Here is a 21,092-nt window from a genome sequence, read left to right as displayed (position 1 = left end):
ACTTCGTTGCACTGACGGGAGAAACTCAATACCATGCGCGGACATGTTGGTGTGGCTAGTGATGCACACGGCCTCGGCTCCAAACCGAGGCATGAAAAACCGCCCCGCGAAGGCGGTTTTTTTTCGTCTGCGTTTTCTGGTCCCATCCAAGGCACATTGCCTGACCTGATCCCCCCTGCGCACCTGCACAAATCTTCTAAACAATCTCCTCCTCCACGCGGTATTTTGGAAACGCCCCTGCTCAACCGCCCTATGGAGTCCTCCCATGGACAAACGCAACTGGATCTCTCTCTCCCAGGATGTCGATACCGGGATCGAGTCGATTCGTGCGCATTTCCGTGGGCATGCCTACGATCCACACTGGCATGACAGTTTTCTCGTCGGAGTGACCGAGCAAGGCGTCCAGCAATTCAACTGCCGCCGGGTGCGTCATCGCAGTACGCCGGGGCACGTGTTTCTGCTCGAGCCGGGTGAAATCCACGACGGCCATGCGCCGACGGAGGATGGCTTTACCTACTCGATGCTGTATCTCGATCCGCACTGGCTGGAGCGCGAACTGCACGCGCTGTTCGAAGAGGCGCCCGCCGACAGTCAGCCAGGCTTTGCCGACACCCTGAGCCACGATCCGCGCCTGTCGGCGGCGATCGTGCAAGCCTTCCATGCTTTGCATGACGGCGATCTGCGCATCGTCCGGCAGACTGCGCTGGATGGCCTGCTGGCGTCCCTCACCCGCCACCTCGACTGGCGCAAGCGTCAGCACTTCGATCCGCGCCTGCCATTGGTGGCGCAGGTCGCGCGGGACTATCTGCATGCCCACACTTATGAAGACATCGGCCTCGACGACCTAGCGCAAGCCTGTGGCGTTGATCGCTTTCGCCTGACCCGCGCGTTCAAGGCCGCTTTCGGTCTGGCACCCCACGCCTATCTGATCCAGTTGCGCCTGGCCAAGGCGCGGCAATTGCTCGCGCGCGGCGAGACGCCAGCGCAGGTGGCCAGCGTGCTCGGTTTTGCCGATCAGAGTCATCTCGGTCGCTGGTTCCGACGCGCCTATCAACTGACCCCGGCGGACTACCGCAAACGCTGCTCAAATCTTCCAGACTGACGCCCTCCGTCTGACGATCATGGTGTCCTGTTTCGACTTTCAGGAATTTGCACCATGGCTTCTTTACTGCCCTTTCTGCTGTTTGCTTTCGTTGCCTCGATCACCCCGGGGCCGACCAATATTCTGGTGTTGAGCCACAGTTCGCGGCGCGGATTGATTGCCACGCTGCCGATCATTTTTGGCGCGTGTGCGGCGGCCGCGTTGATCGTGCTGGTGGTCGGGCTCGGTGCTGGTGAAACCCTGCTGCGCTTTCCGCGCGTGCAGCAAGCCATGGCTTGGGCTGGCGTGCTCTGGTTGAGCTGGCTGGCGTGGCAGATCTTTCGCAGTCCGCCGCCATCCCTGGACCCGAAATCGCAGGAACAAAGCTTGAGCGTATTCGGCGCGGCGCTGCTGCAATTGGTCAACCCGAAGGTGTGGATGATGGCTGTGGCGGTGGTCAGCGTATTCGTCGGCGGCGGCGACAAGACGCTGCGCCTGTTGGTGTTGTCGCTGGCGTTTCTGCTGGTGTCGTTGCCGTGCATGACGCTCTGGGCATTGCTCGGCGTTGGCAGCACGCGGTTGCTCAGCTCACCGCAGGCGTTCAAGCGCATGAACGCGGCACTGGCCCTTCTTCTGCTGCTCTCGGCCTGGCTGGCCGTGTTGGTCTAATGCCCGGTGGCTTGCCGGTATTCGCGTGGTGTAAACCCGGTCGAGGCCTTGAACTGACGGGTGAAAGCGCTGTGATCGGTGTAGCCGCATTGCAGCGCCACCTCGGTGATCGGCAAGTCGCTGTGCAGCAATCGATGCGCATGTTCCAGGCGGACTTTCTGAATCATCTGCCGTGGTGTCAGGTGGAAAACGCGTTTGCAATAGCGCTCCAGTTGCGCCACGGAAATCCCGGCGATCCGCGTCAGTTCACCCAGCGTCACCCGCCGATTGAAGTTGCCGCGAATGTATTCATCGACCGCCGCCAGGCGCTCGAAAGCCGGATGGGTTTCGCTGGCTGACTGCAGATCCACCGAGATCCCCACCAGACCGATGATCGTCCCGTCACGGTTGTAGATCGGCCTCTTGTGGGTCAGGCACCAGCCCGGTTCGCGACTGCCATACAGATGCAGTTCGAGCTGATCCTCCAACACGAAACCTTCCTCCAGCACCTTGCGATCCTGCTCGGTATAGCCCGGCCCCAACTGCGCCGGGAACACCTGCGCACTGGTTTTGCCGAGCAACGGGCGCAGGTCCTTCAAGCCACAACGCTGCACCAGCGTGCGGTTGGCCAGCACATAGCGCGCTTGCAGATCCTTGATGAAGATCGCCGCGTTGGGGATCACATCGAGTATCGGCAACAGCTGCGCGGCACCCGCGACCATCTCTTCGAGGGTCTGCGCACGCAAGCCGTCAGTGCCCTGGCACAGGATCGAAAACGCTGACTGCATCAAAGACTTCCCCTCGAGTTGAACCACCGCAAATGTCACTCGCCAGCAGATTGCAGCAACGTCGCGGCCCTGTCGAGGCCGCGCATTCATCGGCGCCATTGTGCTGAATTCGTCATCGATCCCGGCATAAAACATCAATCGCCGCCACTGTCGAGCGGTGCAAAGTCTGCTCGTCCCCGTGACACAACTGCCTATCCAATAACTCACAAGAAGGCGATGCCATGTCAGGCCAAGGCAAGTTCAAAAAACAGCTTTCATTGATCGACCTCACCTTTATCGGACTCGGCGCGATCTTCGGCTCCGGCTGGTTGTTCGCCGCCAGCCATGTCTCGGCGATTGCCGGACCGGCGGGGATTTTTTCCTGGTTGCTGGGCGGTTTCGCCGTGTTGCTGCTGGGCATCGTCTACTGCGAACTGGGCGCGGCATTGCCCCGTGCTGGCGGCGTGGTGCGCTACCCGGTTTATTCCCACGGCCCGCTGCTCGGCTACCTGATGGGCTTCATTACGCTGATTGCATTTTCCAGTCTGGTGGCGATCGAAGTGGTCGCCTCGCGCCAATACGCGGCGGCATGGTTTCCCGGTCTGACCAAGGCTGGCAGTGGCGATCCGACGATCCTCGGCTGGCTGGTGCAGTTCGGCCTGCTCTGCGTGTTTTTCCTACTCAACTACCGCAGCGTGAAGACGTTCGCCAAGGCCAACAATCTGGTCAGCGTGTTCAAATTCATCGTGCCGCTGCTGGTGATCGGCGTGCTGTTCACCTTCTTCAAACCGGAGAACTTCCAGGTTCAGGGATTCGCTCCATTCAGCCTGTCCGGCGTGGAGATGGCCGTCTCTGCGGGGGGGATCATCTTTGCCTATCTGGGCCTGACGCCGATCATTTCCGTCGCCAGCGAAGTGAAGAATCCACAGCGCACCATTCCCATCGCGCTGATTCTCTCGGTACTGCTGTCGACCCTGATCTACGTGCTGCTGCAAATGGCCTTTCTCGGCAGCATCCCGACGGAAATGCTCGCCAACGGCTGGGCCGGTATCAGCAAGGAATTCGCCCTGCCCTATCGCGACATCGCCCTGGCGCTCGGTGTGGGCTGGCTGGCGTATCTGGTGGTCGCCGATGCGGTGATCTCGCCGAGTGGCTGCGGCAACATCTACATGAACGCCACGCCGCGAGTGATCTACGGCTGGGCGCAGACCGGCACCTTCTTCAAGGTCTTCACCCACATCGATGAAAAGTCCGGCATCCCGCGTCCGGCGCTGTGGCTGACTTTCGCCCTGTCGGTGTTCTGGACCCTGCCATTCCCGTCGTGGGAAGCGCTGATCAACGTGGTCTCCGCCGCGCTGGTGTTGAGCTATGCGGTGGCGCCGGTGTCGGTTGCGGCGTTGCGGCGCAATGCGCCGGACATGCCGCGCCCGTTCCGGGTCAAGAGCATGGGCCTGCTTGGGCCGGTGTCGTTCATCATCGCCGCGCTGATCGTTTACTGGTCGGGCTGGAACACCGTGTCGTGGCTGCTCGGCCTGCAAATCCTGATGTTTGTCATCTACCTGTTCTGTGGCCGCTTTGTGCCCACCGCTCACCTGAGCCTGGCGCGTCAGGTGAGTTCATCGGCGTGGCTGATCGCCTTCTACGCGGTGACCATCGCGCTGTCGAAACTCGGCACCTTCGGTGGCCTGGGCATCCTCGCGCATCCGTTCGACACGATCGTCGTCGCCGCTTGCGCCACCGGCATTTACTACTGGGGTGCAGCAACCGGCGTGCCTGCCCATCTGCTGCGCCTGGACGAAGAGGACGAAGAAAGCGAAAGCCCTGCGCCCTCGTCCACCGTCACCCCCGCCCTGCCGGCGCCTACTGAAATCATCCAACGGGATCTCTCCATGAAACGAGTACACGTCATCGATTCCCACACCGGCGGCGAGCCGACACGACTGGTGATGAGCGGCTTTCCCGAGTTGTCCGGCAACGACATGGCCGAGAAACGCGATGCCCTGCGCAGCCAGCACGATCAGTGGCGGCGCGCCTGTCTGCTCGAGCCACGCGGCAACGACGTGCTGGTCGGCGCGCTCTATTGCCCACCGGTATCGGCGGACGCCACTTGCGGGGTGATCTTCTTCAACAACGCCGGCTACCTGGGCATGTGCGGCCACGGCACCATTGGCCTGATCAATTCGTTGCAGCATCTGGGGAAAATCCAGCCGGGCGTGCACAAGATCGACACACCGGTGGGGCAAGTCAGCGCGACGCTGCACGACGATGGCTCGGTCACTCTGGGCAACGTGCCCGCTTACCGTTATCGCAAACAGGTACCAGTGGACGTGCCCGGTTTTGGTCGCGTAGTCGGTGATATCGCCTACGGCGGCAACTGGTTTTTTCTGGTTTCCGAGCATGGCCAGACCCTGACCATGGACAACGTCGAACACCTGACCGCGTACACCTGGGCCATGCTCAAGGCGCTGGAAGATCAGGGCATCTTCGGCGAAGACAGTGCGGTCATCGACCACATCGAATTGTTCGCCGATGACGATCAGGCCGACAGCCGCAACTTCGTCATGTGTCCCGGCAAAGCCTACGACCGCTCACCGTGCGGCACCGGCACCAGCGCCAAACTTGCCTGCCTGGCAGCCGACGACAAGCTTCAACCGGGCGCACCGTGGATACAGGCGAGCATCACCGGCAGCCAGTTCGAAGGCCGCTTCGAATGGGAAGGTGAACGCATTCGCCCGTTCATCACCGGCCGCGCCTACATGACCGCCGACAGCACCTTGCTGATCGACGACAGCGACCCGTTCGCGTGGGGCATCTGAGCCGCCACGCCGATTTTTTCCCTCGAATAAAACGAAATGCCAAGGAGTTAAACCATGAGCGACAACATCTTCACCGGTTGCATGCCGGCCCTGATGACCCCGTGCACCGCCCAGCGCAAACCGGACTTCGATGCGCTGGTGAGCAAGGGACGCGAGCTGATTGATATCGGCATGAGCGCCGTGGTCTATTGCGGCTCGATGGGCGACTGGCCGCTGCTGACTGAAGCCGAGCGTCAGGAAGGTGTGGCGCGCCTGGTCGCCGCCGGGGTGCCGACCATCGTCGGCACTGGTGCGGTGAATACCCGTGAAGCGGTTTCCCACGCAGCGCATGCGGCGAAAGTCGGCGCGCAAGGCTTGATGGTCATTCCGCGCGTGCTGTCCCGTGGTGCTTCGGCGACGGCGCAAAAGGCCCACTTCGCTGCCATCCTGCAAGCCGCACCGAACTTGCCGGCGGTGATTTACAACAGCCCTTACTACGGCTTCGCCACCCGCGCCGATCTGTTTTTCGAACTGCGTCGCGAATACCCGAACCTGATCGGCTTCAAGGAATTTGGTGGGGGCGCAGACCTGCGCTACGCGGCTGAGAACATCACCTCCAAGGACGATGACGTGACCCTGATGGTCGGTGTCGACACGCAAGTGGTGCACGGTTTCGTCAACTGCAACGCTACCGGCGCCATCACCGGTATCGGCAACGCCCTTCCTCGCGAAGTGCTGCAACTGGTCGCGCTGAGCAAGCAGGCCGCGCAAGGCGATGCCAAGGCCCGACGTCAGGCGCGGGAGCTGGAATCGGCATTGGCAGTGCTGTCATCGTTCGACGAAGGCTGTGATCTGGTGCTGTATTACAAGCACTTGATGGTGCTCAACGGCGACAAGGAATACACCCTGCACTTCAACGAAACCGATGCGCTGAGCGACTCGCAACGGCGCTATGCCGAGAAGCAGTATTCGCTGTTCCGTCACTGGTATGAAAACTGGTCTGCCGAACAGAATTTCGCCTGACCACCACCTGCTGCGAGTCATCACGATTCGCGGCAGGCCTCGCTCATTTCACAGGAAGACACCATGACTCTGACGGGCAACATGCTGATCGGCCAGCAAGCCGTGACCGGTAATCGTCCAGCCTTTCGCGCGATTGATCCGGCGACCAACCAGGCACTTGAACCGCAGTACGCCGGGGCATCAGCCGAACAGGTGGAACAAGCCTGCGCCCTGGCCTGGGCGGCGCTAGACGCGTATTGCGAAACCAGCCTGAGCAGCCGTGCGGCATTTCTCGAAAGCATTGCCGAGCACATCGAAAACCTTGGCGATGAACTGATCGAACGCGCCCACGCCGAAACTGGTCTGCCACCTGCACGCCTTCAAGGCGAGCGTGGCCGCACCTGCTCGCAATTGCGCCTGTTCGCCCGTACGGTGCGCGCGGGTGAATGGCTGGATGTGCGCGTCGACAGTGCGCAACCGCAACGCCAGCCACTGCCGCGCTCCGACCTGCGCCAGCGGCAGATTGCCCTGGGGCCGGTCGCGGTGTTTGGTGCGAGCAACTTTCCCCTGGCATTTTCCGTGGCCGGTGGCGACACCGCTGCGGCATTGGCGGCTGGTTGCCCGGTGATCGTCAAGGCGCACAGCGCGCATCCCGGCACCAGCGAACTGGTCGGCCGCGCAGTCGCGCAAGCGGTCAGGGCCTGCGCTCTGCCCGAAGGCGTGTTTTCCTTGTTGTTCGATTCGGGGTACGAAGTCGGCATCGCATTGGTCAGTGATTGGCGCATCAAAGCCGCTGGTTTCACCGGCTCGCGGGCTGGTGGACTGGCCTTGATGAAAGCCGCGCAAGTGCGGCCGGAGCCGATTCCGGTGTATGCGGAAATGAGCTCGATCAACCCGGTAGTGCTGTTTCCTGCCGCGCTGGAAAATCGGGCGCAGGCGTTGGCCGAAGGATTTGTCGCGTCGCTGACACTGGGCGCCGGGCAGTTCTGCACCAACCCGGGATTGTTGATTGCCCGCAAAGGCCCGGCGCTCGACGGGTTTCTCGGCGCGGTAGCGGAACTGATCCCGCGCAGCGCGGCGCAAACCATGCTCACGCCCGGTATCTTCGGCGCCTATCAAGCAGGCGTGACCGCTCTGCAAGGCAATCCCCGTGCACGCGCGGTAGCGGTTGGCCAAGTCGGCGGCGCCCCGAATCAGTGTCAGACGCATGTCTTCAGCACCGATGCAGCGGATTTTCTTGCCGATCAAAGCTTGCAAGCCGAGGTCTTCGGCGCGACAGCGCTGATCGTGCAATGCAGCAGTGACGAGGAAATTCGTCAGGTCTGCGAACATCTGGAAGGTCAACTGACCGCGACCTTGCACATGGACGACGCCGACCTTGCACTGGCGCGCACGTTGTTGCCAACCCTCGAGCGCAAGGCCGGGCGCTTGCTGGTCAATGGCTGGCCGACCGGCGTGGAAGTCTGCGATGCGATGGTCCATGGCGGGCCTTACCCGGCGACCTCGGATGCGCGCAGCACCTCGGTGGGCACTGCGGCGATCCTGCGTTTCCTGCGGCCGGTGTGCTATCAGGATTTCCCCGACAGCTTGCTGCCGACGGCGCTGCAACAGACCAATCCGCTCAACCTTCGGCGCTTGCTCGATGGCCAACGGGAAGCGACACACCATGGCGAATAACCCTTCGCACGACATCGCCGTGGTCGGCGCCGGGATCATTGGCGTGGCTTGCGCACTGCGCCTGGCCCGCCAGGGTTTGCGCGTGGTGGTCATCGATCAGCAGGAACCGGGGCATGGCGCTTCGTTCGGTAATGCCGGGCATCTGGCCACCGAGCAGGTATTTCCGATTGCAGACGTGTCGATCCTCAAGCGCTTGCCAGCCATGCTGATGGACCCGATGGGGCCGCTACGCCTGGACTGGAAATACCTGCCGCGCGCGCTGCCGTGGTTTACCCGATTGCTGCTGAATCTGCGGCCTGAGCCTTTTCAGAAAACCGTCGCCGGCTTGCGCGCACTCAATGAAAGCAGCCTGGATGCGTGGCAGCGCTTGCTCAGCGATATCCAGCGCCCGGATCTGCTCAAGGTTGACGGCTCGTTACTGGTCTTCGAAAAACCTGAATCGCGGCAATCCCTCGAAGCCTTGCAGGCACGCCTGAATCAGCAGCAGGTGCCGGTGGATTACTGGCAGGCGGGGGCGATCCGCGAAACGGCGCCGCAGCTCAGCGAACAGATTCAGGGCGGACTGTTTTTCCCGCGCACCGGGCATTTCCTTGATCCCTATGGGGTGGTCTGCGCACTGGTCGAAGCGGCTCGCAGCAGCGGCGTGAGTTTTCTCCAGCAGCAGGTTCAGGGCGGCTACGTGCAGGAAAACGGCGTCATATTTATAACGGGCAACGGCGGTGTGAAGGCCAGCCGCGTGTTACTGGCCTGCGGTGCGCATTCGGCGAAACTGACTGCCGCGCTGACCGGCAAGCAAGTACCGTTGGACACCGAACGTGGCTATCACCTGATGCTGCCGCACGAGCATGATCGCCTGCCCTTCCCCGTCACCTCGCTGGAACGCAAATTCATCATGACGCCGATGCGCGATGGGCTGCGCCTGGCCGGCACGGTCGAATTCGCCGGATTGGAGCGGCCAGCGAACATGGCGCGCGCCTGGCAGTTGCAGCGTTTGAGCCAAGGCCTGTTTCGCAAGGACCTGAAGGCTGATGGCGCGACACCGTGGATGGGCTTTCGCCCGTCGCTGCCGGATTCGCTGCCGGTGATCGATCAGGTTTGCGACGGCAAGGTCTTGCTTGCCTTCGGTCATCAGCATCTGGGCCTGACTCAAGCGGCGCTGACGGCGGAATTGATCGGGCAGATGGTCTCAGGCGCGGCTCTCGCGCTGCCGAGTGTCGACGCCTACCGACTGGCACGTTTCTAAGCGTGCTTCAGCGCGTCGCCGTGATGCATGGCCACGTGGCCAGTCTTGTCGCTCTTGACCTCGTACTGCGGCGCGTCTTTCGAAGCCGGCCGGTGGCGGCCCATGAACTCGGTATCGCGAGTGTGCACCTTGACCACTTTGCCGTGGATCTCGCCGGCCTCGGAATTCCAGCGCACCGCTTCGCCGACTTTGAATGAACTGCTCATCATTGCGTCCTCGCCTCTGGCTGTTGGTTTATGGAGCCGCGCGCGTCGGAGAAATTCCGCTTTTTTGCGAGGCGACCGAAGGCAGGCAAAAAAATCGAACGGCGAAAATCACCCGCACCTCCAACCTGCACAAGCCGTAGAAAACGGCCATGACGAGGTGTGAGATGAATAACGATCAAGGCAAGCAAGGTGACGATCCGCTCCCAACCACGCCCGACCCGCTGAGTCCGGGGCGTACCGAGGTCGATCCGATGAAGGAACGCGGCATCGATGAGCTACCCGACAACGAAGGCGAAATCCCGCTGGATGATGACGACACCGGTCTGGATCCGGAGCGGGTACGTCAGGAAACCGATAACGCCGAGATGGACGACCAGCCCAATCCGCGTTGAGCCTGAAACGGCAGCCATACGGCTGCCTTTCGGTTGCGCAATCAACAGCAGAATCAGGCAAGCATTTCACAGAAATGCACTACCTCGCGCTCCGACCCAGGCGCAACAATGGGCGTCCGACAACCCCATGGAGGATGCTCACATGCTCGTACAAGCCTACGGCGCCCACGCTGGCGACAAACCTCTTGAGCCGATGCAGATCAACCGCCGTGCCCCGGCGGCGCACGACGTACAGATCGATATCGCCTTCTGTGGCATCTGCCATTCCGACCTGCATCAGGTGCGCGCCGAATGGGCTGGCACGCAATTCCCCTGCGTGCCCGGCCATGAAATCGTCGGCCGCGTCTCGGCGGTTGGCGATCACGTCAAAAACTACAAGGTCGGCGATCTGGTCGGTGTCGGCTGCATCGTCGACAGCTGCCAGCACTGCGATGACTGCGAATCCGGTCTGGAAAATTACTGCGACGGCATGATCGGCACCTACAATTTCCCGACCCCGGACGCACCGGGCTGGACCCTCGGCGGCTATTCGCAAAACATCGTCGTGCACGAGCGCTATGTGTTGCGCATCCGTCATCCCGAGGCGCAATTGGCCGCCGTCGCGCCGCTGCTCTGCGCCGGCATTACCACCTACTCGCCGCTGCGCCACTGGAACGCTGGCCCCGGCAAGAAAGTCGGTGTGGTCGGCATCGGTGGCCTGGGCCACATGGGCATCAAACTGGCCCACGCCATGGGCGCCCATGTCGTCGCCTTCACCACCTCCGAATCCAAGCGCGAAGCGGCCAAGGCGCTGGGTGCGGACGAAGTGGTGGTGTCGCGCAATGCCGAAGAAATGGCGGCACACACCAAGAGTTTCGACTTCATCCTCAATACCGTCGCAGCGCCGCACGATCTCGACGCCTTCCTCGTCCTGCTCAAGCGCGATGGCGCGTTGACCCTGGTCGGAGCGCCCGCATCGCCGCATCCGTCGCCGAACGTGTTCAACCTGATCACCAAGCGCCGCACCATTGCCGGTTCAATGATCGGCGGCATTCCCGAGACTCAGGAAATGCTTGATTTCTGCGCCGAGCACGGCATCGTTTCCGACATCGAGTTGATCCGCGCCGACCAGATCAACGAGTCCTACGAGCGCATGCTCAAGGGCGACGTGAAATACCGCTTCGTCATCGACAACGCAACGCTCGCCGGCTAAGCGCAAGCGCCCATCGGCAGCGCAATGCTGCCGATGGTTCGGGGATTTCACCTGCACAATTGACAGCGTCAGCGTTGCTCGCCAGAGTCGCACCCCTTTTTCCACCGCTGGGTGAACGGGGTCGCCATTGAACCAACAGACATTGTCCATGCGCCTGGAGCGCGTCGCTGCCCACGTGCCGGTCGGCGCGCGGCTGGCGGATATCGGCTCGGATCACGCCTATTTGCCGGTTGCCCTGATGCGCCGAGGCCTGATTACAGCGGCGGTGGCTGGCGAGGTCGCGCGCACGCCGTTCCACGCGGCGCAACGCACCGTCAATGACAACGACCTGCACGGCCAGATCAGCGTGCGTCTGGCCGATGGTCTGGCGGCGATCAGGCCTGACGACGGCATCAGCGCCATCACCCTGTGCGGCATGGGCGGCGAAACTATTCGCGATATTTTCCAGAACGGCAAAGCTCACCTCAATGGCGACGAACGGCTGATCCTGCAACCCAACGGCGGCGAGCAAGCGCTGCGCCAGTGGTTGATGGATAACGGCTACCGCATCGTCTGTGAAGAGGTGCTGCACGAGAATCGCTTCGACTACGAAATTATCGTTGCCGAGCGCGGTTCTGATCCGGTGACTTACGATGCCAGGGAACTGTTTTTCGGACCGCTGCATATGCAGGCGCGCTGCCCGGCATTTCTGCACAAATGGCAACGCAGGCTGAAGCAGCGGCAGAAGACGTTGGGGCAGTTTACGCGAGCGCAACAAGCGCTGCCGGAGGACAAAATTCTTGCGCTGAAGCAAGAGATGCAGTGGATCAGTGAATTGCTCGGGTGACTGTGCCGCCGTCTTCGCGAGCAGGCTCGCTCCCACAGGAAATTGCATTTCTCCTGAGGGAACACGGTCAACTGTGGGAGCGAGCCTGCTCGCGAAAGCGGTGGGTCAAGCTACAGAGCAACCAAGTTGGCCGCAGCCGTCGGAAAAAAAAGCCTGCTGTTAAAAGCAGGCTTTTTCGTGGGTGGTGAACTTACTTCTGCTGCGTCAGCGCCGAGTAGCTGTTCATCAGGTTGCGGTAGTTGGGAATGCGCTGCGACAGCAGGTTACCCAGACCTTCGATGTCGTTGCGCCAGTCGCGGTGCAGCTCACAGGCTACAGAGAACCAGTTCATCATCTGCGCGCCAGCCTGAGTCATGCGGCTCCACGCGGCTTGCTGAACAGTGGTGTTGAAGGTGCCGGACGCATCAGTCACCACAAACACATCAAAACCTTCCGCCAGCGCCGACAGGGTCGGGAACGCTACACAGACATCCGTTACGACACCGGCAATGATGATCTGCTTGCGCCCGGTGGCCTTGATTGCCTTGACGAAGTCTTCGTTGTCCCAAGCGTTGATCTGACCTGGGCGAGCGATGTACGGCGCGTCCGGGAACATCTCTTTCAACTCCGGTACCAGCGGGCCGTTCGGGCCTTGTTCGAAGCTGGTGGTGAGGATGGTTGGCAGGTCAAAGAACTTGGCCAGATCCGCCAGCGCCAGCACGTTGTTCTTGAACTCGTTCGGCGAGAAGTCCTGCACCAGCGAGATCAGACCGGTCTGGTGGTCAACCAGCAGCACGATAGCGTCGTCTTTGTTCAGGCGGTTGTAGGTTGGAGTGGTCATGGTGTGCGTCCCTTTTCAAGTTTTGAGTTTTGTTGTTGCGTTCAAGTTGGGTACAGATTACTGACGCACAGCAAAGGGATAAATCAGCTGAAAAGCGTTTCACCGTCCACTCAAACCGGACAATCATTCGAGGCCCGCTCTGATTAGATACACCACAGTACAAATGATGTTCCTCAGCCCCCATTTATCAACTCCACGCAACTTCCTAAAGTCTCCTCCAACAGCCACCCGCCATCCTGACGGGCCAGCGACAGAGGAAATCATCATGAGCACATCGAAAAAAGTAGTTGTCATCACCGGCGCCTCGCAAGGCATTGGTGCAGGTCTGGTCGAAGGCTTTCGCGCCCTTGGCCATCAAGTGGTCGCAACCTCGCGCTCGATCAAAGAGTCGAGTGACCCGGATGTCCTGACCGTTGCCGGCGACATTGCCGATCCGCAAACCGCCGAGCGCGTGATTCGCGCCGCCGTCGCCCGCTTCGGTCGCGTCGATACGCTGGTCAACAATGCCGGGATCTTTCTGGCCAAGCCGTTCACCGCTTACAGCCAGGCGGACTATGCCCAGGTCGTGGCGACCAACATGAGCGGCTTCTTCTACATCTCGCAACTGGCCATCGCCGAGATGGAAAAACACGGCAACGGCCACGTCGTCAGCGTGACCACCAGCCTGGTCGATCATGCAATCGACGGCGTGCCTTCGGTATTGGCGTCGCTGACCAAAGGTGGCATCAACGCCGCGACCAAATCCCTGGCGATCGAGTACGCCAAGCGTGGCATTCGGGTCAACGCGGTATCGCCGGGCATCATCAAAACGCCGATGCACGCCGAGGAAACCCATCAGGCGCTGGGCAGCCTGCACCCGGTCGGCCACATGGGGGAAATCGACGACATCGTGCAAGCGATCCTCTACCTCGACGGGGCGAATTTCGTCACTGGCGAGATCCTGCATGTCGACGGTGGCCAGAGCGCCGGCCATTGATCGAAACCCTGCAACGCCGCCGGTGGATACCGGCGGCGTCGTTGGTTGTGGTACACAGAGGATGAACGTCCGTCGATCCTCGGTGCGAGCCACAATGAAACGCCATTTTGAAGATTTGCAGTTAGGCAGTATCGAACTGTTCTGCCTGGCCGCCGAAGCCGGCAGCTTCACCGCCGCTGCGCAACTGGCCGGGGTCACGCCCGCTGCGGTGAGCCGGTCGATTCTGCGTCTGGAGCAACGCCTGGGTTCGCGACTGTTCGCCCGCACTACGCGCAGCATCCGCCTCACCGACGCCGGCCGCAGCTTCTTCGAACAGTGCAGCCAGGCGTTGACGCAACTGGTCGAAGCGCAGCAGGAAGTCATGGGCGCACAGACTTCGCCGTCGGGTCGACTGCGCATCAGCCTGCCAACCACCTACGGGCATCACCGCATCCTGCCGCTGCTGCCGAAATTTCGTGCGTTGTACCCCGAGGTCACGGTCGACGTGCACTTGGGCAATCGCAATATCGACTTCGTTGAAGAAGGCTACGACCTGGCGATACGCGTACGCGCGCAACCGGACTCGACCCTGATCGCGCGCCTGCTGGAAGACGCCGCCCTGGTGGTGGTCGCCGCCCCCGAATATCTGCATAGAGCCGGCACGCCGCAGACCCTCGACGATCTCATTGCGCATGAGTGCATCCAGTTCGAATTGCCCAGCAGCGGGCGGCGGATTTCCTGGCTGTTTCAGGAAAACGGCCGAGACCTGGAAGTGATTTCCGACGGTGGCTATTCCTGCTCCGACGATGTGCTCGGCGGTGTGACGCTGGCCAAGCACGGCGCCGGGCTGTTTCAGACTTACCGGTTCATCGTCGAGCAGGAACTCGCCGATGGCCGCCTGATTGAAGTGCTGCAGCCGTACGCCGGACGTTCGCGCCCCTACACCCTGCTCTACCCGCACGGCCGCTACGTGCCGCAGCGGGTGCGGGCGTTTGTGGATTTTCTGCTGGGGTTTCGTGAGGAATGGGCGGGACTCCCGAGGTAATCAGCCGGTCTGACGCAGGCGGCTGAGCTCCTTGGACGGCGGGCAGCCGAACTGGCGGTTGTACTCGCGACTGAACTGCGAGGCGCTTTCGTAGCCGACGCGGTAGCAGGCGCTCGAGACGTCCAGCCCTTCATTGATGATCAGCCGCCGCGCCTCTTGCAGGCGCAGCTGTTTTTGATATTGCAGCGGGCTCATGGCGGTGACGGCTTTGAAGCGGTGATGCAGCGCCGAATTGCTCAGATTGGCCACCTGCGCCAGCGCGTCGATGCGCAGCGGTTCAGTGAAATTCTTGTTCAGCCAGTCGATGGCCCGCGTGACCCGATGGGTCTGCGAATCGTTGACGGCGATTTCATACAGCAGATGCCCGTGCTGGCCGCGCAGCAGGCGGTAATACAGCTCGCGCAACGCCATCGGCGCGAGCATGCCGATGTCGCGCGGATTATCCAGCAGGCGCACCAGACGCAGCATGGTGTCGAGCAATGTCACGTCGATCTTGTCGAGAAACATGCCGCGCCCGGCGTCTTGCGGCATGCCGGTCAGCGGCGACTCGGCAATCAGTTGCGTCAGTTGCGCCGGATCGAAATCCAGCCGTACGCAAAAATACGGCGCCTCGGGCGAGGCTTCGATCACCCGTCCCGACACCGGCAACGTCACTGACACCACCAGGTAATTCAACGGGTCGTAGAGGAAACGTTCGTCGCCCAGCCCGACTTCCTTGCGCCCCTGCACGATCAGGCACAGCGCCGGGCGGTGCACGACATGGATCAGCTCGGACGGCCCATCGAGACGGATCACGTGCAGCGGCGCAATCGCGGTTTCGTAGGTGCCCGGCGCATCAAAGCGCTGGGTCAGCAGGCGCACCAGCTCGGCGCGATACACCGCCGTGTCGTGGAGGATGGAAGCGTCGTGGTTATCCATGCAAAGGGCCTCGAAAGCAGACGAAGGTGGGTCAACTGCCCAGGAAGATTAGCCAGTTTTACCCAGCGGCGACTAGATCAAAGATGCTGCAGATTTGCCTGATTCTGCGTCGGTCAGATCGGGGTAAACCATGGGCACATCTTCTTACGTGCCCATGGTTTGCCGCACTGCTATCAGCCTGCCGTTACCGTCATGCCGCCATCGGCCATGACCACCGAGCCGACCATGAAACTGGCGCGGTCGGAGGCCAGAAAGGTCACGATCTCGGCGATCTCTTCCGGCTGCGCCGCCCGACCGATTGGCGCTGCTTCGCCGTGCTGTGCGAGGAAGCCAGGGCCGTCCTCGACCACATCATTAAGGATATTGGTCACCACATCGCCGACGCCGATGGCGTTGACGCGAATGCCGTGCTCGATGACTTCCAGGGCCAGCGTACGGGTCAGTTGCGCCAGCGCACCTTTCGAGGCGGTGTAAGCGGCAATGGTCGGAAACGCAAAGTACGACGCATAGGAAGCGATATTGACGATCGCACCGGATTTGTTCGGGATCATCGCTTTCACCGCTTCGCGGCAGTGCAGGAAGGCGGCCGTGGCATTGACTGCCTGGATTTTTTCCCAATCGTCGCGGCTCATGTCGATCACGGCTTTGTTGATGATGATCCCGGCGTTGTTGACCAGAATATCCAGACGCCCGAACTGCTCGACGGCAAGGCCGACAGCACGTTCGGCGGCGCCGTCCTCGGTGATGTCCGCCACCAGCGGCACCAGATCGGGACGAGCCAGTGCTTCGACAGCCGGGTTGAGGTCTTCGGCAATCACCTTGGCGCCGCGAGCGTGCAGCATCAGCGCAATCGCCTTGCCGATGCCACTGGCCGCGCCAGTGACCAGTGCAACTTTACCGGCGACTTCTTGGGGCAGGGTGTGGTTGAAATCAGTCATGGTTTTAACTCCTCGATAGCGAATCGGTGTTGCGCCTGATGGCGCGGTCGTGAACACGGCTTCACTGTCGCGCACTGTCCGCCGCCGGGCTTTCGGGTGATTGCCGGGACTGTCGGGGTTTTGCGCTGGAGTTTCTCGTTCGCCCGCCCTAACCTTCAAAATCATTCGCAGCCGAAGCTTTTCATGGAGCGTCCTGTGCCCTCTTCCAGCCCCGCTACACCGACAATCAGCCAGCCCGCGCGCATCGCCGCCGAAGCCATGCCGGAGCATCTGCCCGGTGTTGCGGAAACGACCACGCCGCGGCCGCAGATCAAGGATGCGGTGGTGCAGCTGTTCCGCCATCAAACCCTGCTTGAGCCGATCCGCGTGCCGTGCGTGGCCGAACCGCTGCTGGTGCTGGTACTGGCCGGCACTGCCCGGGTCGAAGAACGCTCGTTGGGTGGAGAATGGCAGGCGAGCCAGGTCACGGCGGGCGACTTCTTCCTGACCAACACCCGCGAACCTTATGAAATGCGCTGGCAGACCGAAGGTTGCGAGGTCTTCGAAGTCATGCACCTTTATCTTGGTCTGGGCTTGATCGAACACGCGGCGCGCGAAGCGTTCGGCGAACAGGCCGGTGCAGTGACGTTTGTCGACGTGTCCGGTGCGCGTGACGAGCAGGTCAGCTTCATCCTTGAGCAACTGCGCATCGAACTGACCGAACAGCGCCATCCCAGTGCACTGCTGGTGCACAGTCTGGCCCAGGCGTTGGCGATCCATTTGCTGCGTCATTATCTCGACCCCGACAGCAACCCGCGCCGCGACAACGCCCTGCCCGCCTACAAACTGCGCCGGGTGATCGAAGCCATGAATGCGCATCTGCCGGAAGATTTCAGCCTCGGTGATCTGGCCGCAGTCGCTGAGCTGAGCGACTACCACTTCAGCCGCACCTTCAAGCGCGCCACCGGTTTATCGCCCTCGCAATACTTCATCCGCCTGCGCATGAGCCGCGCGCGTCATCTGTTGCTGGAGACCGCACGCAGCGTGATCGACATTGGCCTGGAAGTCGGCTACTCCAGCCCCAGCCACTTTTCCCAGGTGTTCCGCCGTGAAGTCGGGGTCACTCCGAGTGCCTACCGGGACGCGCCACGCGGAGCCTGAAAACCTGGCGAAAAGCGATGCAGCAGAATTGGGCAAATCCCGAGGAGGAATCGATTAATAGCCCATGAGCCGCCGCACTTAATCTTCTTCCAGGCCCACTCACGGGCACACAGAAGAGGACGACATCATGCTGAACATTCAAGACAAAGTGATCGTGATTACCGGAGCCAGCAGCGGCATCGGCGAAGCCACCGCACGCCTGCTCGCCGAACGTGGCGCCAAAGTGGTGTTGGGGGCTCGGCGTACCGAGCGTCTGGCAGTGATTGCCGAAGGGATCAATAGCGCCGGCGGCCACGCGCAGTTCCGCGCACTGGACGTCACCGATCAGCAGGATGTGCAGCGCTTCGTTGATTTCGCCGTCGAGCATTACGGCCGCGTCGATGTGCTGGTCAACAACGCCGGGGTCATGCCGTTGTCACGGCTGGATGCGTTGAAGGTCGATGAGTGGAACCGCATGATCGACGTCAACATCCGTGGAGTACTCCACGGCATCGCCGCCAGTCTGCCGTTGATGCAGCGCCAGCGCGCCGGGCAGATCATCAACATCGCCTCGATCGGTGCTTACGCGGTCAGCCCTACTGCGGCGGTGTACTGCGCGACCAAATACGCCGTACGGGCGATTTCCGAAGGCTTGCGCCAGGAAGTCGGTGGCGATATCCGCGTCACCGTCATCGCACCGGGCGTGACTGAATCGGAACTGGCCGAGAGCATTTCCGATGAAGGCGGCCGCGAAGAGATGAAGTCATTCCGCAAGATCGCCATCCCCGCCGAAGCCATCGCCCGCGCAATTGCGTATGCCGTCGAACAACCGGCGGATGTCGACGTCAGCGAACTGATCGTGCGCCCGACCGCGAGCCCTTACTGAGACCAGGAGTGAATCTGTGGGAGCGAACCTGTTCGCGAAAGCGCTGGGTCAGTCGAGGATGATGTTGAATGTACCGCCGTCTTCGCGAGCAGGCTCGCTCCCACAGGGGGTCGTGGCACCACCAAATCATTGGTCAACACGGAACATTGTGGGAGCGAGCCTGCTCGCGAAAGCGCGGGTCAGTCGGCAAAGATGCTGGATGTGTCGCCGTCTTCGCGAGCAGGCTCGCTCCCACCGGGGATTTAGCGCACGGATATTCCAACCCTGGCCGGTCGATACTGGTTTTCACGATGTCGGTGACTGAACTGCATAAGGGTGCGCGGGAGAGCCTCTCACTCTAATTCCAGAGTGGGAGGCATCGATTAAATCGCTCGATCAGCGTGACGGCGGATGTTCGGTTGACACCGAGTTGGCCGCATCCACATCTGACATATCTTCCTCGACCGGTGCCTCATCGTCCGGCGGCAAAGGCACCTCGGGATTTTCCCGCTTGGGATCGTGCCCCGTCTCGTTGTCGGTGGTGCGCGTCACGGCTTGTTGCGACTGGTTGCCCGGTGCGTTTTCATCAATGTCCATGTCGGTCTCCGATGTGATTCAGCGATAGGTACCTGAACGTGTGAAATGCCGGCGCGTGACAAGTGCCCGGCAATGGACGAACGGCGTTCTGTAGAAAACGCAAAAGCCTGCTTTCGAGGCAGGCTTTAGCTTTGGATGGGAGGCTTACTTCTGCTGCGTCAGCGCCGAGTAGCTGTTCATCAGGTTGCGGTAGTTGGGAATACGCTGCGACAGCAGGTTACCCAGACCTTCAATATCGTTGCGCCAGTCGCGGTGCAGCTCACAGGCCACCGAGAACCAGTTCATCATCTGCGCGCCAGCCTGAGTCATGCGGCTCCACGCGGCTTGCTGAACAGTGGTGTTGAAGGTGCCGGACGCATCAGTCACCACAAACACATCAAAACCTTCCGCCAGCGCCGACAGGGTCGGGAACGCTACACAGACATCCGTTACGACACCGGCAATGATGATCTGCTTGCGCCCGGTGGCCTTGATTGCCTTGACGAAGTCTTCGTTGTCCCAAGCGTTGATCTGACCTGGGCGAGCGATGTACGGCGCGTCCGGGAACATCTCTTTCAACTCCGGTACCAGCGGGCCGTTCGGGCCTTGTTCGAAGCTGGTGGTGAGGATGGTTGGCAGGTCAAAGAACTTGGCCAGATCCGCCAGCGCCAGCACGTTGTTCTTGAACTCGTTCGGCGAGAAGTCCTGCACCAGCGAGATCAGACCGGTCTGGTGGTCAACCAGCAGCACGATAGCGTCGTCTTTGTTCAGGCGGTTGTAGGTTGGAGTGGTCATGGTGTGCGTCCCTTTTCAAGTTTGGAGTTTTGTTGTTGCGTTCAAGTTGGGTACAGATTACTGACGCACAGCAAAGGGATAAATCGGCTGAAAAGTGTTTCACCGTCCACTCAAACCGGACAATCCACTTCAATCGTAAAACGGCTCAACCGAAGTCCGGCTGCCGACAAAGAAACTGTCCGCTACCAGGCGCAACGGTTGCAGGTCGAGGTCGCTGGCCTTGTCGCTGATCAATTGCTGGAAGTGGCGGTAGACCGCTGCGTACTCGCCCTCCTCCGACACGCTTTGCTTCACGCCGTCGATGCTTAGCACCGCGCCGCCATTGTCCAGACGCAGGACGCCTTCGACGCAGCGAATTTCGATGCTCCACAGTTCATCGTGGCCATGGTCGAAATCGAACTCGGCACGCACGTCGAGCCGACGCGCATCGGACATTTTGATAGAGGCGGCAATCGGCGACTGGCAGTTGCTCGGCACGCGCAGTTCGGCGGCTTCGACAAACAGCGGCAGCGCCAGCAAGTGGGTGATGATCGACAAAGCGTTGATGCCCGGATCGAACACGCCGAGGCCGCCCGGTTGCCAGATCCATGCCTGACCCGGATGCCACTTGCGTACGTCTTCCTTCCAGTCGATCTGCACGCTTTGCAGGGTGCGGCTGGCCAGCCAGTCGCGGGCGGCGGCGATGCCCGGTGCGTAGCGTGAATGCCAGGCGAACAAAGCGCTGACGCCTTGATCGGCGACTTGATCGACCAGGGCCATAGCCTCGCCCAATGTCGCACAGGGCGGTTTTTCCACCAGCACGTGCTTGCCGGCCGCCAACGCCTGTTGCACCAGTGCGAAGCGCCCCTGTGGCGGCGTGCAGAACGCAATTGCGTCGACAGTCGGGCCGTTTTCGAGCAGTTCGCCCAGCGACTGGAAGTTCTCCACCCCGGCGCAAGGTTTGCCCTGGGTAGCGACCGCCACCAACTGGAACGCCGGGTTGGCGAGGATGGCGGGAACGTGTTGATCCTGGGCGATCTTGCCGTAGCCCACCAGGCCGAGACGAATCGGTTGCATTACAGACTCCTGTTGTTGTTTTGGTCTTTGCAGCGCAGCGGCAAGAGTACGTGTTTCTGCGCCCGCCTCCAATCGTCATACTATTTAAATCGAGTTTGGTCGCGGCGAACGCATGGCTTATTCGTCATTTCTTCTTACACCTTTTATCGTCCGATCCGGCACCGCGCGGCGATCGG

The 21,092-nt window shown here is 61.3% G+C and carries 21 protein-coding genes and 1 pseudogene; 14 read left to right on the top strand and 8 right to left on the bottom strand.

What is annotated here, in order from left to right; translation table 11 throughout:
* The first annotated feature begins 265 nt into the window (after positions 1-265).
* Both AB4O45_RS23725 and AB4O45_RS23720 read left to right on the top strand, forming a co-directional pair.
* Positions 266-1,102 (top strand): AraC family transcriptional regulator, encoded by an 837-nt coding sequence (locus AB4O45_RS23725; protein ID WP_460160637.1) that lies wholly within the window; start codon positions 266-268, stop codon positions 1,100-1,102.
* 54 nt (positions 1,103-1,156) lie between these two features.
* Positions 1,157-1,750 (top strand): LysE family translocator, encoded by a 594-nt coding sequence (locus tag AB4O45_RS23720; RefSeq protein WP_353188065.1) that lies wholly within the window; start codon positions 1,157-1,159, stop codon positions 1,748-1,750.
* Here the strand turns inward: AB4O45_RS23720 and AB4O45_RS23715 are convergent.
* A complete protein-coding gene (locus tag AB4O45_RS23715) occupies positions 1,747-2,517 on the bottom strand; it encodes an AraC family transcriptional regulator (RefSeq protein WP_110599539.1) in 771 nt (256 codons plus the stop codon). The genes AB4O45_RS23720 and AB4O45_RS23715 overlap by 4 nt on opposite strands.
* Before the next feature lie 221 nt (positions 2,518-2,738).
* Between AB4O45_RS23715 and AB4O45_RS23710 the strand changes: the two are divergent.
* The 5 genes and pseudogenes from AB4O45_RS23710 to AB4O45_RS23690 form a co-directional block, all read left to right on the top strand.
* Positions 2,739-4,337, top strand: a pseudogene (locus AB4O45_RS23710) (APC family permease); the annotation flags it as partial.
* Between the two features lie 48 nt (positions 4,338-4,385).
* The gene (locus AB4O45_RS23705; RefSeq protein WP_256808854.1) at positions 4,386-5,312 is read left to right on the top strand and encodes a 4-hydroxyproline epimerase; all 927 of its coding nucleotides are present in this window, start codon (positions 4,386-4,388) and stop codon (positions 5,310-5,312) included.
* 54 nt (positions 5,313-5,366) lie between these two features.
* Complete coding sequence (locus tag AB4O45_RS23700) at positions 5,367-6,314, top strand: dihydrodipicolinate synthase family protein (protein WP_056784739.1); 948 nt, start codon at positions 5,367-5,369, stop codon at positions 6,312-6,314.
* A 63-nt stretch (positions 6,315-6,377) separates the two neighbouring features.
* Positions 6,378-7,970, top strand: coding sequence for an aldehyde dehydrogenase (NADP(+)) (locus tag AB4O45_RS23695; protein WP_460160636.1), 1,593 nt, complete (start codon positions 6,378-6,380; stop codon positions 7,968-7,970).
* The gene (locus tag AB4O45_RS23690) at positions 7,960-9,213 is read left to right on the top strand and encodes an NAD(P)/FAD-dependent oxidoreductase (RefSeq protein ID WP_460160635.1); all 1,254 of its coding nucleotides are present in this window, start codon (positions 7,960-7,962) and stop codon (positions 9,211-9,213) included. The genes AB4O45_RS23695 and AB4O45_RS23690 overlap by 11 nt, the downstream gene beginning before the upstream one ends.
* Here AB4O45_RS23690 and AB4O45_RS23685 read toward each other — a convergent pair.
* Positions 9,210-9,419 carry a hypervirulence associated TUDOR domain-containing protein gene (locus tag AB4O45_RS23685; RefSeq protein WP_460160634.1) on the bottom strand — a complete coding sequence of 70 codons (210 nt, stop codon included), beginning with the start codon at positions 9,417-9,419 and terminating at the stop codon, positions 9,210-9,212. The genes AB4O45_RS23690 and AB4O45_RS23685 overlap by 4 nt on opposite strands.
* 164 nt (positions 9,420-9,583) lie before the next feature.
* Between AB4O45_RS23685 and AB4O45_RS23680 the strand changes: the two genes are divergently transcribed.
* The 3 genes from AB4O45_RS23680 to AB4O45_RS23670 all read left to right on the top strand — a co-directional run bounded on the left by AB4O45_RS23680 (position 9,584) and on the right by AB4O45_RS23670 (position 11,829).
* Positions 9,584-9,811, top strand: a complete 228-nt coding sequence (locus AB4O45_RS23680; RefSeq protein WP_110645810.1) for a hypothetical protein — start codon at positions 9,584-9,586, stop codon at positions 9,809-9,811.
* A 142-nt stretch (positions 9,812-9,953) separates the two neighbouring features.
* Positions 9,954-11,003, top strand: coding sequence for an NAD(P)-dependent alcohol dehydrogenase (locus AB4O45_RS23675; protein WP_071171871.1), 1,050 nt, complete (start codon positions 9,954-9,956; stop codon positions 11,001-11,003).
* 127 nt (positions 11,004-11,130) lie between these two features.
* Positions 11,131-11,829: a tRNA (adenine(22)-N(1))-methyltransferase gene (locus AB4O45_RS23670; RefSeq protein WP_315435612.1), complete on the top strand. Its 699-nt coding sequence runs from the start codon at positions 11,131-11,133 to the stop codon at positions 11,827-11,829.
* Between the two features lie 190 nt (positions 11,830-12,019).
* Here the strand turns inward: AB4O45_RS23670 and ycaC (AB4O45_RS23665) are convergent, their stop codons facing one another.
* A complete protein-coding gene (ycaC, locus tag AB4O45_RS23665; RefSeq protein WP_016774235.1) occupies positions 12,020-12,649 on the bottom strand; it encodes an isochorismate family cysteine hydrolase YcaC in 630 nt (209 codons plus the stop codon).
* A gap of 265 nt (positions 12,650-12,914) precedes the next feature.
* Here ycaC (AB4O45_RS23665) and AB4O45_RS23660 point away from each other — a divergent pair, with 265 nt between their 5' ends.
* Both AB4O45_RS23660 and AB4O45_RS23655 read left to right on the top strand, forming a co-directional pair.
* Positions 12,915-13,625 carry an SDR family NAD(P)-dependent oxidoreductase gene (locus AB4O45_RS23660; protein WP_041480604.1) on the top strand — a complete coding sequence of 237 codons (711 nt, stop codon included), beginning with the start codon at positions 12,915-12,917 and terminating at the stop codon, positions 13,623-13,625.
* 94 nt (positions 13,626-13,719) lie between these two features.
* Entirely contained in the window at positions 13,720-14,649 is a 930-nt protein-coding gene (locus tag AB4O45_RS23655) for a LysR family transcriptional regulator (protein WP_041480605.1), read from the top strand.
* On the opposite strand, the gene AB4O45_RS23650 is transcribed toward AB4O45_RS23655, so the two are convergent.
* Positions 14,650-15,567, bottom strand: a complete 918-nt coding sequence (locus AB4O45_RS23650) for an AraC family transcriptional regulator (protein ID WP_016774232.1) — start codon at positions 15,565-15,567, stop codon at positions 14,650-14,652.
* Positions 15,568-15,740: 173 nt separating this feature from the next.
* Positions 15,741-16,505, bottom strand: coding sequence for an SDR family NAD(P)-dependent oxidoreductase (locus AB4O45_RS23645; protein ID WP_056784713.1), 765 nt, complete (start codon positions 16,503-16,505; stop codon positions 15,741-15,743).
* Between the two features lie 258 nt (positions 16,506-16,763).
* On the opposite strand from AB4O45_RS23645, the gene AB4O45_RS23640 reads away from it, so the two are divergent.
* A complete protein-coding gene (locus AB4O45_RS23640; RefSeq protein ID WP_460161517.1) occupies positions 16,764-17,645 on the top strand; it encodes a helix-turn-helix domain-containing protein in 882 nt (293 codons plus the stop codon).
* Positions 17,646-17,772: 127 nt separating this feature from the next.
* Positions 17,773-18,510 (top strand): SDR family oxidoreductase, encoded by a 738-nt coding sequence (locus AB4O45_RS23635; protein ID WP_095179590.1) that lies wholly within the window; start codon positions 17,773-17,775, stop codon positions 18,508-18,510.
* 375 nt (positions 18,511-18,885) lie between these two features.
* Here AB4O45_RS23635 and AB4O45_RS23630 read toward each other — a convergent pair whose 3' ends face one another.
* The 3 genes from AB4O45_RS23630 to AB4O45_RS23620 form a co-directional block, all read right to left on the bottom strand.
* Positions 18,886-19,086 (bottom strand): hypothetical protein, encoded by a 201-nt coding sequence (locus tag AB4O45_RS23630; RefSeq protein WP_016774226.1) that lies wholly within the window; start codon positions 19,084-19,086, stop codon positions 18,886-18,888.
* A 144-nt stretch (positions 19,087-19,230) separates the two neighbouring features.
* Complete coding sequence (ycaC, locus tag AB4O45_RS23625) at positions 19,231-19,860, bottom strand: isochorismate family cysteine hydrolase YcaC (RefSeq protein WP_016774235.1); 630 nt, start codon at positions 19,858-19,860, stop codon at positions 19,231-19,233.
* Positions 19,861-19,989: 129 nt separating this feature from the next.
* Positions 19,990-20,916 (bottom strand): Gfo/Idh/MocA family protein, encoded by a 927-nt coding sequence (locus AB4O45_RS23620; protein ID WP_460160633.1) that lies wholly within the window; start codon positions 20,914-20,916, stop codon positions 19,990-19,992.
* Positions 20,917-21,092 lie beyond the last annotated feature (176 nt).

The sequence above is a fragment of the Pseudomonas sp. S2_B10 genome (assembly GCF_054668425.1).
Note: the sequence above shows the minus strand (reverse complement) of the source record. Positions and strands in the feature narration are given on the sequence as shown.

Coding starts and splice junctions, on each gene's coding strand:
- AB4O45_RS23725 (WP_460160637.1), top strand. CDS start 266: ATGGACAAACGCAACTGGATCTCTCTCTCCCAGGATGTCGATACCGGG.
- AB4O45_RS23720 (WP_353188065.1), top strand. CDS start 1,157: ATGGCTTCTTTACTGCCCTTTCTGCTGTTTGCTTTCGTTGCCTCGATC.
- AB4O45_RS23715 (WP_110599539.1), bottom strand. CDS start 2,517: ATGCAGTCAGCGTTTTCGATCCTGTGCCAGGGCACTGACGGCTTGCGT.
- AB4O45_RS23705 (WP_256808854.1), top strand. CDS start 4,386: ATGAAACGAGTACACGTCATCGATTCCCACACCGGCGGCGAGCCGACA.
- AB4O45_RS23700 (WP_056784739.1), top strand. CDS start 5,367: ATGAGCGACAACATCTTCACCGGTTGCATGCCGGCCCTGATGACCCCG.
- AB4O45_RS23695 (WP_460160636.1), top strand. CDS start 6,378: ATGACTCTGACGGGCAACATGCTGATCGGCCAGCAAGCCGTGACCGGT.
- AB4O45_RS23690 (WP_460160635.1), top strand. CDS start 7,960: ATGGCGAATAACCCTTCGCACGACATCGCCGTGGTCGGCGCCGGGATC.
- AB4O45_RS23685 (WP_460160634.1), bottom strand. CDS start 9,419: ATGAGCAGTTCATTCAAAGTCGGCGAAGCGGTGCGCTGGAATTCCGAG.
- AB4O45_RS23680 (WP_110645810.1), top strand. CDS start 9,584: ATGAATAACGATCAAGGCAAGCAAGGTGACGATCCGCTCCCAACCACG.
- AB4O45_RS23675 (WP_071171871.1), top strand. CDS start 9,954: ATGCTCGTACAAGCCTACGGCGCCCACGCTGGCGACAAACCTCTTGAG.
- ycaC (WP_016774235.1), bottom strand. CDS start 12,649: ATGACCACTCCAACCTACAACCGCCTGAACAAAGACGACGCTATCGTG.
- AB4O45_RS23660 (WP_041480604.1), top strand. CDS start 12,915: ATGAGCACATCGAAAAAAGTAGTTGTCATCACCGGCGCCTCGCAAGGC.
- AB4O45_RS23655 (WP_041480605.1), top strand. CDS start 13,720: ATGAAACGCCATTTTGAAGATTTGCAGTTAGGCAGTATCGAACTGTTC.
- AB4O45_RS23650 (WP_016774232.1), bottom strand. CDS start 15,567: ATGGATAACCACGACGCTTCCATCCTCCACGACACGGCGGTGTATCGC.
- AB4O45_RS23645 (WP_056784713.1), bottom strand. CDS start 16,505: ATGACTGATTTCAACCACACCCTGCCCCAAGAAGTCGCCGGTAAAGTT.
- AB4O45_RS23640 (WP_460161517.1), top strand. CDS start 16,764: ATGCCGGAGCATCTGCCCGGTGTTGCGGAAACGACCACGCCGCGGCCG.
- AB4O45_RS23635 (WP_095179590.1), top strand. CDS start 17,773: ATGCTGAACATTCAAGACAAAGTGATCGTGATTACCGGAGCCAGCAGC.
- AB4O45_RS23630 (WP_016774226.1), bottom strand. CDS start 19,086: ATGGACATTGATGAAAACGCACCGGGCAACCAGTCGCAACAAGCCGTG.
- ycaC (WP_016774235.1), bottom strand. CDS start 19,860: ATGACCACTCCAACCTACAACCGCCTGAACAAAGACGACGCTATCGTG.
- AB4O45_RS23620 (WP_460160633.1), bottom strand. CDS start 20,916: ATGCAACCGATTCGTCTCGGCCTGGTGGGCTACGGCAAGATCGCCCAG.